The organism is Brachyspira sp. SAP_772 (assembly GCF_009755885.1).
GTDB lineage: Bacteria > Spirochaetota > Brachyspiria > Brachyspirales > Brachyspiraceae > Brachyspira.
This window is the reverse complement of record NZ_VYIX01000001.1, coordinates 25,065-39,388: the sequence shown is the minus strand read 5'-3', so window position 1 is coordinate 39,388 and position 14,324 is coordinate 25,065. Positions and strand designations below refer to the sequence as shown.

General features: G+C 27.2%; 11 protein-coding genes and 1 tRNA gene. 8 read left to right on the top strand and 4 right to left on the bottom strand.

What is annotated here, in order from left to right:
- Positions 1-59: 59 nt before the first annotated feature.
- Positions 60-1,655 (bottom strand): BspA family leucine-rich repeat surface protein, encoded by a 1,596-nt coding sequence (locus tag GQX97_RS00170; RefSeq protein WP_157149950.1) that lies wholly within the window; start codon positions 1,653-1,655, stop codon positions 60-62.
- Positions 1,656-1,872: 217 nt separating this feature from the next.
- On the opposite strand from GQX97_RS00170, the gene GQX97_RS00165 reads away from it, so the two are divergent.
- The 3 genes from GQX97_RS00165 (at position 1,873) to GQX97_RS00155 (ending at position 3,525) form a co-directional block, all read left to right on the top strand.
- Positions 1,873-1,958 (top strand) — tRNA-Ser (locus GQX97_RS00165).
- 14 nt (positions 1,959-1,972) lie between these two features.
- A complete protein-coding gene (locus GQX97_RS00160; protein WP_157149949.1) occupies positions 1,973-2,611 on the top strand; it encodes a flagellar biosynthetic protein FliO in 639 nt (212 codons plus the stop codon).
- A gap of 86 nt (positions 2,612-2,697) precedes the next feature.
- The gene (locus GQX97_RS00155; RefSeq protein ID WP_157149948.1) at positions 2,698-3,525 is read left to right on the top strand and encodes a thioredoxin family protein; all 828 of its coding nucleotides are present in this window, start codon (positions 2,698-2,700) and stop codon (positions 3,523-3,525) included.
- Between the two features lie 82 nt (positions 3,526-3,607).
- Here GQX97_RS00155 and GQX97_RS00150 read toward each other — a convergent pair whose 3' ends face one another.
- Together GQX97_RS00150 and GQX97_RS00145 are read right to left on the bottom strand one after the other, a co-directional pair.
- Positions 3,608-5,761 (bottom strand): ATP-binding protein, encoded by a 2,154-nt coding sequence (locus GQX97_RS00150; RefSeq protein WP_157149947.1) that lies wholly within the window; start codon positions 5,759-5,761, stop codon positions 3,608-3,610.
- 19 nt (positions 5,762-5,780) lie between these two features.
- Positions 5,781-6,836: a metallophosphoesterase gene (locus GQX97_RS00145; RefSeq protein ID WP_157149946.1), complete on the bottom strand. Its 1,056-nt coding sequence runs from the start codon at positions 6,834-6,836 to the stop codon at positions 5,781-5,783.
- Between the two features lie 144 nt (positions 6,837-6,980).
- Here GQX97_RS00145 and GQX97_RS00140 point away from each other — a divergent pair, with 144 nt between their 5' ends.
- On the top strand, positions 6,981-7,658 hold the full coding sequence (locus GQX97_RS00140) for a transcriptional regulator (RefSeq protein WP_115599670.1): 678 nt from the start codon (positions 6,981-6,983) through the stop codon (positions 7,656-7,658).
- 16 nt (positions 7,659-7,674) lie between these two features.
- Complete coding sequence (gene thpR / locus GQX97_RS00135; RefSeq protein ID WP_157149945.1) at positions 7,675-8,205, top strand: RNA 2',3'-cyclic phosphodiesterase; 531 nt, start codon at positions 7,675-7,677, stop codon at positions 8,203-8,205.
- Between the two features lie 296 nt (positions 8,206-8,501).
- Here the strand turns inward: thpR and GQX97_RS00130 are convergent, their stop codons facing one another.
- Positions 8,502-10,247, bottom strand: coding sequence for a TrkH family potassium uptake protein (locus GQX97_RS00130; RefSeq protein WP_157149944.1), 1,746 nt, complete (start codon positions 10,245-10,247; stop codon positions 8,502-8,504).
- Between the two features lie 186 nt (positions 10,248-10,433).
- Between GQX97_RS00130 and pheS the strand changes: the two genes are divergently transcribed.
- Genes pheS through GQX97_RS00115 form a run of 3 tightly spaced genes read left to right on the top strand, consistent with a single transcriptional unit; the run spans position 10,434 to position 14,322 of the window.
- On the top strand, positions 10,434-11,453 hold the full coding sequence (gene pheS / locus GQX97_RS00125; RefSeq protein WP_157150876.1) for a phenylalanine--tRNA ligase subunit alpha: 1,020 nt from the start codon (positions 10,434-10,436) through the stop codon (positions 11,451-11,453).
- Between the two features lie 25 nt (positions 11,454-11,478).
- Positions 11,479-13,902 (top strand): phenylalanine--tRNA ligase subunit beta, encoded by a 2,424-nt coding sequence (gene pheT, locus GQX97_RS00120; RefSeq protein ID WP_157149943.1) that lies wholly within the window; start codon positions 11,479-11,481, stop codon positions 13,900-13,902.
- A 21-nt stretch (positions 13,903-13,923) separates the two neighbouring features.
- Complete coding sequence (locus GQX97_RS00115) at positions 13,924-14,322, top strand: phosphoribosyltransferase (RefSeq protein ID WP_157149942.1); 399 nt, start codon at positions 13,924-13,926, stop codon at positions 14,320-14,322.
- Positions 14,323-14,324: the final 2 nt, after the last annotated feature.

Below are 14,324 nucleotides of genomic sequence, written 5' to 3'. Positions count from 1 at the left end.
AGTGTAAGGCTGGAAAAGAACAATAAAAATCTATAAAATATTATCTTGATTATAATTTCTTATTTTTCTACATACCAAGAAGGCGGATTATTTCCTATAAGCGAATTTGAAAAAGCATATTCCATACTAACATTTTCTCCTAACTTCCAAGATTCTAAATCCTGATTGAAATTAATACAGTTATCAAATAAAAATGATATATATTTAATATTAGACATATTCCATTTGTCTAAAGGCTGATTGAAATTTGAAGCCCATTGAAACATTGAGGTTATAGATTCAACATTACTCATATTCCAATCATTTAAAGGCTGATTAAAACTTTTTGCATGCCTAAACATAGCATCTGCATATTTTAATTTGCTTATATTCCATTTAGAAATATCCTGATTAAAAGAATATGCACTTTCAAACATAAAGTTCATAATCTCTACATTACTAACATTCCAATTACTTAAATCATTATTAAAAATAATGCAATGTGAAAACATAAAATTCATATACTTCACATTAGAAACATTCCAATTATTAAGAGGCTGATTAAATCTAGCACATCTCTCAAACATATAAGCCATATCTTCTACTTTAGATACATTCCAATTTTCTATATTATGATTAAAATATACAGCTTCTTTAAACATACTATGCATATCTTCTACATTTGAAGTATCCCAAGTTTCTAGCCCATCAAATTTTTTAAGTTTTGAGTTCTGAAATAACCCTGACATATCTGTTATTAAACTAGTATCTATTTTAGAAAATTTAACTTTTTGTATTATTAATCTTAATAACTCAATCTTATCTTTAGGTTTATATTTTTCATCATCTTTTAATTCTATTTTTTTAGCTTTTTTATATTCTAATATAATATTCTCTTTATTTTCAATGAGTTCCTTTAATTCATCATAATAAGTATTCTCAAGTTTTTTAATAAAATCTTTAAGTTTATTATATTTAAGAACTTCTTTATACACTTCTTTTATATTGCAGTTTTCAAGCATACTTAAAAGTTTTTTTCTATTATTTCCTTTAGATATAAAATAAATATTTAATATAGACTTAATATCCTTAAAAGAAAAAGCATTTTCGAAAATATTATCAATAAAGCAAGCCTCATTAATGATCCAATTTTCTATAGATTTATTAAAACTTTCAGCACCGCTAAACATATATGAGATACTAATTGCACTAAAAACATTCCAATTATTGATATCCTGATTAAAACTTTTAGCTCCCTCAAACATACCTGACATATTAGTAACTTTTGAAACATTCCAATTATTAAGAGTCTGATTAAAACTTTCAGCTTCAAAAAACATAAACTCCATATCTTTTACATTAGAAACATCCCAGTCATTTAAAGGCTGATTAAATTTTTTGGCATTTGAAAACATACCTGACATATTAATGACTTTTGAAACATTCCAATTATTTATATTTGAATTAAAATTTATTGCCCACATAAACATTTCTGACATATCTGTAACATTAGAAGTATCCCAATTTTCTATGCCGTCAAAATTTTCTCTCTTGCTATTTAAAAATAAATATTTCATATCGGTAATTAAACTTGTATCAATATAGCCCAAATAAATACTTTCATCTTGTACTAATTTTTGCAATTCTTCTTTTGTTGTTGGTTTATATTTAGCCATAATTCCATTCTCCATTTATTTTATATAATATAGTAGATATTATATAAAATCACTATGTAAAAAATATTTTTTGAAAAAGAAAATTTTTAGATACTCTACAAAACACTTTTACTAATACATAAATAGAAATATATATATTCAAAATAAAACTAATAAACTATATTGACTAAAAAACTTATTTATGTTAATATAGATAAACTAATAATTGATAATATTTGGAGAGATGCCCGAGAGGCCGAAGGGAGCAGTTTGCTAAACTGTCGTAGGCAACCCCTACCGCGGGTTCGAATCCCGCTCTCTCCGCATTGGAAATAGCTGTGATAAAAAAAATATTATTACTTACTATATTCACTCTATCGCTTCTATATTCACAAGATACAAATGAAATCATTCAAACTAATACTACTCAATCAAATTATTTTAATATTCAAGAAGATACAATAATAAATAATACAAACGATGAACCTGCAATTCTTCAAGATATTAGAAACATAGAAAACAGAGCAAATGTTAGTACTACTTCTATGTTTATAAGGGCAATTATTGGTTTTATATTAACATTGGTTGGAATATATATTGTATTTATGTATTTGAAAAATAAAACTAAAAAAATATCTGGTTCTAACGAAATTATAAAAGTGTTGGCTACTACTGCCATAGCATCAAATAGATATGTTTCTATTATAGAGATAGCAAATGAAATGTATTTAATATCTGTATCTGACCATAACATAAACTTGCTTTCAAAAATAGAAGATAAAGAGATGAAAGATCAAATAAAAATGATGTATGTTAATTCTAAAGAAAACTCTGTAGAAGATAGCTTCAAAAATATATTAGACCAAACTCTAACAATATTTAAACAGCCAAAGATGAAAAAAGAAGATGCTCTAAAAACAACAGCAGATATAAGAGAGAAATTAAAATCCCTAAATGAAAACAATAATAAAGAATAATATATACCCACTATACCATTCTTGTTTTTTATACAAAATAATATATGATAAATATTAAATATCTTATTATAAAGGATTAAAGAATTATGAATAAAAATATAATGATGATTTTTTCATTGATTGTAATAGCTTTTACTATTTCTTGTAGTGATTCTTATGCTGCTATAAAATGGGAAAAAGATTTAGCTTCTGCTACAAAAAAAGCAAAAGACAAAGATTTGCCTATAATGATAGATGTATATACTGATTGGTGCAGTTGGTGTAAGGAATTAGATAAAAACACTTATGCCAACAAAGAAGTAATTGACGCTGCCAAAAAAATGGTATCTGTAAAACTTAATCCAGAAACATCTAAAGAGGGTGCTGATATAGCTCAGAAATATGGTGTTCAAGGTTATCCTACTATATTATTTATTAGCCATGACGGTTTTGTTTTAGAGAATGTCGGCGGATATGTGGAAGGTGAAAAGTTTGTTCCATACATGAAGAATGCTCAAGAGAAATTAAAAAAAATAAGAATAGTTCTTCAAAGCAAAGAGCCTAGTTTAGAAAAATTAGATTTATATATGGAATCTGGAAATGAAGAAGAATCTTCAAAAATATTCAATGCTTTATTAGAAAAAAATGCTATATCAAAAGAAGCTATGTCTAAATATATATTAGGCTTTGGTTTGATGAGAGCACAAAAAAATGATTATGATACAGCTAATTCTTATTTTGACAGAATTATAAAAGAATATCCAAACTCTCAAGAGGTTTATATAGCACATTATTATAAAGCAGTAACAATGGTGTTGGCAGGAGAAAAGGAAGAGCCTAAGAAATATTTAGAAAAATTATTGGACGACCCTAAAATACCAGAAGAGATGAAAGTACAATACAACACATTATTATCATATATAAACGAAAATTGATAAATTTAATAATCAAATAAAAAATAGAGGTATAGCAAAAACTATATCTCTTTTTTATTTTTAAATTAATTCATAATAACTTTCAAGAAAGTTCATGAATATTAACCGCCTCAAACTCTTTTAATACATCTCTTATAAAAACATCTTTCGTAAAAATAACTATAGGTATATTATAATCCTTTGAATATTCAACTATAAACTTAAGAGCTTCTAATATTCTGTTATTGTCAAAAGTGATAAAAGGGTCATCTAGTAAAATTAATCTGCCTTGCTTGTGTATTTTTGTAAGTATTGAAAGACGCATTGCTATATAAACGGCGTCCCTAGTAGCAGAAGATAAAAACTCAATATTTCTCTTTTCATTTTGCTTATCTAAAACCATTATTTTATTTTTATCAAAACCTGACATCGTTATTCCGTCATCATGAAGATTTTTGCCTGTAATATGATTATATAAAACTTTAGCCTCATTAGACAATGATTCAAACACATTATCATTTTTCTGATTTATATTGGATAAAATATCTTCAAGAAGCTGTAAGGCTTTTTTTCTTTTATTTATATTTATAGTTTCATCATCTAATTTAGACAAATCGCTCTCAAGATTAACTATAGTATTATGTATATTATCAAAATTATTAAGCTCTCCGCTTGTATATGATATTTCTTTTTCTATTTTATTTATATTTTCTTTTATTAACTCAATCTCTTTTTCTAAGCCTTTTAATTGATTTTCTAATCCTCTAAACTCAGCCTCATTAAAATCATCATAGCCTATGCTTTCTAATTCTTTTATAATCCTATTACAATCAGCCTCGAGCATATTAATATCTTTTAGAGAGTTTTTCTTAGCTTCCTGCATAAGTTTATTATAAAGCTCACTTGTCTCTTTATATAAAGCATCATAATCTCTTTTCATAGAATAGTAATGCTCTATATTTTTAGCATTGAGTTTGTTTAATAGATTTTCTAATTTTGAGTTTTCTTCTTCACAACTTTTTTTTACTGACTCTAACTCTTCTAAATATTTATCAATCTCTTCATTATCTTTACTGTTAATTATTAATTCTATTTTTGCCAATTCTTTATTTAATAAATCTCTCAAATAATTATAATCATTAATATCATTATTTATATCTAATTCTGGCAAAGTATCCAAAATATCTTTTATAATTTTTGTATTTGTATTTTCTTTTATAAACAAGAATGGCAAAGAAGGAAGTATTATAACAAGCCAAAATGCATTCTTAAAATAAACACTAAGAAGAATAGAGATAAATGCTACAATTAATATAAAAACAAATTTAGGAACTTTTTTATTTTTATTTACTACCTCATCTATTTTTTTTATTGCATTTTCTATTCTTATTTTTATGCTGTTATAATCAATAGATTTTCTCTCTTCTATATTTTTTTTAAGGCTCTCTATTTTTCCATTCAAATAAGACTCTTTATTTTTTAATTCATCAATATTATTTGTTATAGATTTTATTTCATTAGAATAATCATTTTGAAGTATTTTATTTTCACTTAAAAAATTATTCTTTTTATAAAAATTATTTATTAGAGAGAGTAAATCCAATTTATAATTTTTTAATTGTGCTTTCTTTTTTAAATCAAATGTCTTAAATATTTCATCATATTCTTTAATTTTATTTTTCATGAGATTAGCATTAAAATTAAGCTTATCATTTAATTCTTTTATCTTTTCTTTTTTAGAGCTTTCATTACTCATTTTATCATACAAAATATTTAATTCTTCTTTTATGTTATTTTTTTTATTTTCCATTAAATTAATCTGATATGGAATAGACGACTGAGCTCTTCCGTTATATTCCGCCCTAATTTCTGAAATCATCTTTCCTATATCAATGTCAGAAGAGAATAATTTTTTCTTTATTTCACTCTCCCACTCTTTTGAATCCTTTTTATTATCAGACATGTTAAATATTATTTCGCTTTGTCTTATAGCGTATAAATTATTATAAGAATCTGGGTGAAGTTTGATGCTATCATCAATTGCAGGCACACTCTCTACATCAATCTCATCACCGTACCTATTTTTTATCGTCTTTGAAAAACCTAAACTCTTTTTATTCTCAGAAAATAAATACATAAGTGAATCAAATATAGTAGTCTTTCCAGATTCATTTGCCCCATAAAATAAAGTAATAAAATCTGATATCTCAAAACTTTTATTTTTAAACTTTCCAAAATTATTTAGTTTCAAAAGCATAAACAAAACCCATTATTTTTTATTGTAAAGCATTATATATTTTCTCTATACCCAAACGTTTAGCAAGCTCTAATATTTCTAAATTATCTTTATTGTTAATATCAAACTCATAACTATTTACAACATCCAAAAACTCTTTAATTATTCTTTCATTGTAGGCATTCTCCAAAAAATATAATTGACTGTTTTTTAAATTAATATCTCTTACATTTTTTGAATATTTATTTATTATAGATTTTTTAGTTTTTTCAAGTTCATTTTCATCTTCTATAATGCCATAAATATTAATGTTTATAATATCATTTTTTTTCCAATTAACAGATAAACTATCTATCTTTGTTTCAATATCGTAACTATTACATTCATAAACTCTATACTCTCCAGCAGATTCTATACTAATATACTCTTTTTTTATTTTATTATTTTTTATCTCTAAGCCCAAACATCTTCTAACACCAATTTCTGCCTTGCTTCTTCTCCAAACTCTCGAAGAACCCGGATAAACTATTTCAATATTTTCTATTCTTGTATCCATCTGTTTATGAATATGCCCTACTATTGCTAAATCAACATTAGACTTTTTTATTATATCAATAGGGATACTTGCAGAATCCTCATTTTCTTCTATAGCCCATAAAGTACCCTCTACTATACCATGTGCTAAAAGTATTCTCTTTTCATTTTTAAGACTATCAACCAACTCTAAAAACTCATTGTTTACTGAATATTTATCATTATAAGGCAATGCAATTATATCCAAATCATCTATACTAAAAGTACTTATCTCTTCTAATACTGTAATATTGTTTGGGAAATTTAATTGGCTTAGGCTAATTCCTTTAGATTTTAAGTTTTCATGGTTACCTTTAAGAAGATATATTTTGTTTTCCTCTATTATATTTATAAACTCTTCTTTAAGCTCTTTCAAATCTTCAAATGTATCAAAAGTATCCCCAAGCAAAACTAAAGCATCATAATCTTTTGATATTTCTATTATTTCTCTAAGCACATTAAAAGAATATTCTCTCTCTGAAACGCTTAAATGCAAATCTGAAGCTATTAATAATTTTGGCATAATTTTTATTTTCTCTGAAGTATATATATTATTTTTTGTATTATAGATTATATATATTAATTAATCAAGAATTGAAATTTAATTATTATGGTAGTATTATAATGAGCATAATTTTTGTAATTTTATAAAATAAAGGCTTAAAGAATGGATAAAGAATACGCTAAACATCTAATGGGTATATACAAAGATAAAATACTTCATGAGAGAATGAAAAGAAGACTTGAATATTTCGAGAGAGTTTATAAGAGAGAAAATGATAAAAGGTTATTTGCTGAATTAGCCTTTTGTATATGCACTCCTCAGACAAAAGCAAGAAGCGGAGCTGCTGCTATAATAGACCTTTATAATCATAATTTACTTTTTAAGGGTTCTGAAGAGAGTATTGCTAATATATTAATAAAGCATGTACGTTTTCACAACATGAAAGCTAGAAATATAGTTCTTGCTAGGAAGTTATATTTTCCAAAAGAGAAATTTATATTGAGAGAGAGAATTGATGATGCTATAAAAAACGATTCTATTGTGAGTTTGAGAAATGAATTAGCAAAAGAAGTTAAAGGCTATGGGCTTAAAGAGGCTAGCCATTTTTTAAGGAATATTGGTTTTGGTCAAAAGATTGCTATACTTGACAGGCACATAATGAGGGTAATGAGCAAATTAGATATACTTCCAGAATCTATGACGCCAAAAACAAGCTTAACTAAAAATAATTATATGAGCTGTGAAGCGAATTTAGTAGAGTACTCAAAAAAAGAAAAAATACCAATGGAATATTTGGATTTCGTATTTTGGTATGATGCCACTAACGATATATTTAAATAATATTATTTACTGATTTATGAGAGCGTTCTTAGCATTAAATATTGATGAAAATATAAAAAATAAATACCATAATCTTTTACTAAAAAAGATAGATGATAATATAGCAGAAGTAAAATTTGTAAATAAAAACAAAATGCATATCACATTAGTTTTTTTTGAAAATATAAAAGAAAGCGATATAGAAAAAATAAAATCATCATTAGAAAAGACAAGCAATATAATAAAGCCTTTTAATATATTGTTTGAAAAACTATCATATTTCACAAATAAGTTTAATGATATAAATGTTTTGTTTGTAAAAGCAAATTGCAAAGAATTAGATGAGTATGTAAAGCATTTAAGAGATAATATTAATATAAAATATGACAAAAAAGATTTTAAATCGCATTTCACATTAGCAAGAGTAAAAAAGGTTTATGATAATGATAAATTAAAAGAGATAGTAAATAATATTAGTTTTGAAAAGAGCAGTTATTTAGCGAACTCTATCACACTTTATGAAAGCGACTTTGTTAATTACAGAGAAATATTCAAAGTAACGTTTTGAATATACTAAATATTTTTAATTTTTTTATTTGTGGTGGCTTTGCCCCCTGCGAAGCGTGCCCGGAGGGTACACACCCCCAGTTCTTTTGCTGCCGCAAAGAACCAAAAAGGCTGCATTTTATAAATCCTTATGTATAAACAAAATATAGATATTATCTTACATTCATTTATATATATTACTAAAATATAAGGTTAAATATTTGCGTTTTTTGCAACTTTTTTGAGCGACAAAAAAGTTGATATTACATTCATAAAAATAATATAGAAATTTATAAAATATAGCAATTTAAATATAAATTAACCAATATTAACTTCCGCAGTAGGCAAATCTATTAAACCGTATCTGCTGTCCACTGAACCAATACTCATAAATAATGTTAAATATCCCACACGTCCAATAAACATTAATGCTATCACTATAATTTTGCTCCACACAGAAAGCCCAGCAGTAATACCAAGTGAAAGCCCAACTGTAGATATAGCAGAAACAGTTTCAAATATTACTGGCATCATAGCTTTATGCCCGTCAATATAAAATATAAGCAATGCACCAAAAACAGATATAGCCATAGCTAAAGTAAATATGGCAATAGATTTATTAATAGCATCATCTTTAATCTTTCTTCCCTTTACAATAATAAAAGGCCTGTTTGTAATAGCCCTAATAATTGAAGCTATAAATACAAAAAAAGTAGTAGTCTTAACTCCTCCGCCTGTACTGCTTGGAGAAGCACCTATAAACATAAGAAATATTACAACGCCAATCGTAACGCTATTCATAGAATTATAAGCAATAGTCTCAAAACCAGCTGTTCTGGTACTTACACTTTGAAATATTGAAGCTAAAATCTTTTCTTTTAAAGGCATACCCTCTAAAGCATTAGAATATTCATTGAAAAATATAAATAAAGTTCCAAATAACAAAAGAAAAGCACTTGTAAACAAAATAATTATTGTCTGCACATCCATAACATATCTTTTACCTTTAATCTTGCTAATAATAGCAGTGTATATGCTTACAAATACAGGATAACCTATTCCTCCAAGCACTATTAAGAAACTCACAGTAATAGTCAAAAGAGCATTATCAGAAAACCTGTGAAGACTGTCGGTATATAAAGCAAATCCGGCATTACAAAATGCACTTATAGAGTGAAACAAAGAATAAAATATCCTCTCCCCTATTCTATTATTATCCATAACAGTAAAAAGCAATATTGCCCCAATTAACTCAACTAAAAAAGTAGCCAAGAATATAGCCTTTACAGTAGAGCGTATAATATCTTTATTTTTTGTGTTAAACATTTCAAGCGTTCTTATTCTGTCTTGCACGCTTCCTTTGTTAATAGAAAATAAAATTACTATTGCAGATATGGACATTATTCCAAGCCCGCCAATCTGTATTAATATTAATACAACAATCTGCCCAAAAAAAGTAAACTCTCTAGAAATATCTATTACACTTAACCCCGTGACGCAAACGGCACTAGTAGCAGTAAATAAAGCATCAATAAAAGGAAGCCTTCCGCTGGTTGTGCTCAATGGTAAATATAAAAGCAGTGCCCCTAATGTAATTATAAAAATAAAAGACGCTATAATCATCTGATAGAGAGTAAACTTTGAATAGGATAATCTAAGCCAATTTATTACTATTATTAAAAAAAACAGTATAGAACCCGCTATAGTCCATATAATTCTATTTGCATATATACCATAATATTTTCTGCTGAAGAAATTAAGAAGCAAAAGCCCTATAATCTGTATTATAGGAACTATTATATATAACTTCCTCGGTGCTATTCTTATTTGGTCTATCAAAATAATAATAAAACAAACTGTGATGATATTTATTATTTTATCATAATGATATATATAAAAATTATAAACTGTAATCTGCCTTACTTGCATCAAAAGAACAAATATTGCAAATATAGAGCCTGCTATTGCAATTAAATTTGAAAGCCTTCTTAAAATTTCATCTAATGATTGAAGTATAGACTTCTTTTTGTTACTAAATATATCATTCAAAATATTTTTTTTCATATAAATAATATCCTAACATATTATCTTATTTTAATATATTATATATTATAAGTAAATAGTGAAATTATTTTAAATGATATAAAAAACATCTTATTTCTTATTTATATATTAATTTTTTCCTTGAAAATATTTTTATATGTATTATAATAGCAAACTATAATTTTATTTTTAGTTAGGATTGGTATGATGGATAATTTAGATTCAATTCGAGAACTTTTTGAGCAAAATATATCAAATGCAAAAAACCAAATAGAAATAGACGAGATAAGGATTAATTTTTTAGGGCGTAAAGGTAAAATTACAGAACTTCTAAAGAACATGTCTTCTATAGAAAGTATTGAAGAGAAAAAAGAATTCGGTAAAAAGATAAATGAACTTAAATCTTATTGTGAAAACACATTAACAGAAAAGAAAACATTATTAGCAGACAAAGAATTTTTAGAATCTTTAGAAAGAAATAAAATAGATATAACAATGCCCGGAAGAAGACCAAAGGCAGCAAGTGTTAATTTACTCACTAAAGTAGAAGAAGAAATTGTAGGAATATTAACAGAAATAGGCTTTAGAGTTGTAGAAGGCAATGAAATAGAAGACGATTTTCACAATTTTGAAGCTTTAAACATACCATCTTATCACCCTGCAAGAGACAGTCATGATTCATTTTTTGTATCAAAAGAGTATGTATTAAGAACTCATACTTCTGGCATGCAAATAAGAACCATGATGGAAACAGAGCCTCCTATAGCAGTTGTTTCACCCGGTAAATGTGCTAGAAGAGATGCTATAGATTCAAAACACTCTCCTATATTTCATCAAGTAGAGGGACTTTTAGTTGATAAAAATGTAAGTTTTAATGATTTGAAAGGAATATTAGAATTATTCTGTAAGAAGATGTTTGGAGATAAGACTCAAATTAGATTAAGACCTGATTTCTTTCCTTTTGTAGAGCCGGGTGCTGATTTAAGTGCTACATGTGTTATATGTGGCGGTAAGGGATGTAAAACTTGCGGAGGAGAGGGCTGGCTTGAGCTTATGGGAGCTGGTATGATTCACCCTAATGTATTTAAGCATGTTGGTTATGATGCTAACAAATATACTGGTTTTGCTTTTGGTATGGGTATTGAAAGAGTTGCTATGATTAAATATGGCATTACAGACATTAGAATGTTTTATGATAATGATATAGATTTCTTAAAACAATGGTAAATTATTAGTTGAGGTTATTATAATTATGAGAATTCCTTTGAGTTGGTTAAAAGAATTTGTTAATTTAGATGGTTTAGATGTAGAGGAGATTGCTAGAAACATCACTCTCTCTGGAAGTGAGATTTCTTCTATAGAGACTACAGGCGGTGATATACCGGGCGTTATAATTGGTAAAGTTCTAACTGTACATAAACATCCCGATGCTGATAAATTAAGCGTATGTAAAGTTAATGTAGGTGATGATGTGCTTTCTATAGTATGCGGTGCTCCTAATGTGAAAGAAAATATATATGTTCCTGTAGCTATGATAGGAGCTAAACTTCCTAATGGACTTACTATAAAAAAAGCTTCTATAAGAGGTTTTGAAAGTAATGGAATGCTTTGCTCTAGAACAGAGTTAGGATACGAAGAAGTTGAAGGCGTTTACGGTATTTGGATATTAGATGACCATATAGAGAAATTAAACATAGAAGACAAAGACAGTATTTTAGGCAACTCACTTTCAACAATCGTAGGTTCTACAGATCATATATTTAATGTAGAAGTTACAGCAAATAGAGGAGATTTGGTTAGTATTATAGGTTTTGCCCGTGAATGTGCTTTAGTATTAAATAAAAGAGTAAGCATACCTTCTGTAAATACTTATGAAGCTACAGGCGGAAACATTGATATTACAGTAGAAAATCAAAACTCTTGCTATAAATATGTTGGAAGACTTATAAACAATATAACAGTTGGACCTTCTCCAGATTGGATGCAAAACAGACTTAAAAAATGCGGTATTAATCCTATAAACAATATAGTAGATATTACAAATTATGTTATGCTCGAATATGGTCAGCCTCTTCACGCTTATGACTTTGATAAGGTAAAAGACGGAAAAATTATAGTAAGAAATGCTAAAACTGGTGAGAAAGTTAAACTTTTAGACGGCAGAGAAGTAGACCTTACAGATGAAGTTTTGGTTATTGCTGATAGTGAAAAGCCTATAGGTGTAGCTGGTGTTATGGGAGGAGATGGCACTAAAATAGAAGATACTACTAAAAATATATTAATAGAAAGTGCATATTTTGACCATATAGCTGTAAAAAAATCCACTATAGCCATTAATACAAAAACTGATGCTTCATATAGATTTGAAAGAGAAATTGATCATACTCTCACTTTAGCAGCATTAAACAGAGCGGTTGATTTAATAGTGACGTTAGATAATAATTCTAAAATAGCATCAAGAGCTAAAGAAGTAAATGTAAAACAATTTGAAGCTACAAGAATAGTATTTGACTGCGGACTTGTAAAAAGATATTTAGGTCTTGATATGAGTAAAATGCAAATATCTTCTATATTTAAGAGATATGGCTTTAATGCATCTGCTTTGGGTGAAAACAATTTGAAAGTAGACATTCCTTTTTATAGACATGATCTTACAATAGCAGAAGACCTTATAGAAGAGATAGCTCGTGTTTATGGATATAACAACCTTGATTCTAATGTACCTCATATTAAATGCAACCCTATTAAAACAGATTATGCTGATATAAGTTTTGTTAAACATAGAATGGCTTCTTACGGGCTTTATGAAACTAAGCAGTATTCTCTTGGTGACAGTAAAATGTTTAAGAATATAGGTTTTAAAGATGAAGATCTTATTAGAGTTGTAAACCCTCTAACAAGCGAAATGGACGTTTTAAGACCTACTACATTAGTTTCACTTCTTAATAGCATTGCATACAATCAAAATCACAGACATAAAAATGGTGCTTTGTTTGAAGTTGGAAACATATTCTACAAAGAAAATGATAAGTTTGTAGAAGAGAAGCATTTATCTGCTGTAATGTTTGGGCTTTATCAAGAAAAATTATGGAATAAAGAATCAAGAGCTTATGACTTCTTTGATATGAGCGGTGTTGTAGAAGAGCTTCTTATAAGAGATTTAAAAAGTACTGATTACAACTTAATACCTAAGGAACATGATTGGTTTATACCTACTATGTCTGCTGATATAGTGATATTTGGTGAAAAAATAGGTATTATTGGCAGAATTCACCCTAAAATATTATCTCTATTCGATATTAACACTGAAGTTTATTTTACTGATATTAATATAAGATATGCCGTTGAGCTTATTAAAAAAAGAGTAAAAAAACAGCAATTAAAAGATATAGGCAAATATCCTGCTGTATTTAGAGATTTAGCATTAGTCTGCGATAGAAACATTGAGTTTAGTAAAGTAATAAAATCTATTTCTAAGTTTAATGATATTATACAAAATGTTGATGTAGTAGACAGATATGTTGGAGAGCAGGTAAAAGAAGGCAAACAATCTATAGCAATATCTATAACTTATTATGACCCTAACAAAACTTTAAGGGAAGAAGATATTAATGCTGTAGAGAGCTCTTTACTTGAAATGCTTAAAACAAGATTTAGTATAGAGTTGCGTTCATAAACAAATTGGAGATTGCTTATTATGAAATATGATGTTATATCTTGGGAAAGTATTGATGAGGCTATTGAGATTTTAGCTAAACAGATAGAAGAATCAAAAATAAAATATGAAGTAATTTATGGGCTTGCTCGCGGAGGATTAGTTCCTGCTGTTATGCTTTCACATAGATTAAAAGTGCCTATGGTTCTTAATATGGAAGAGGTATGGAGATTAAAAGTAAAAAACAAGTCTGCTTTAATTGTGGATGATATATCTGATACAGGTGAAACTTTAAAATATTTTGATGACCAGAAATTTGATATAGCTGCTTTATTTATTAGAGAGCATACTAGTAAGATAAGACCAAAATATATATACAAAAGTATAAATCATGATGATTGGTTGTTATTTCCATGGGAGACAAAATCTTCTAGCAAATAAAA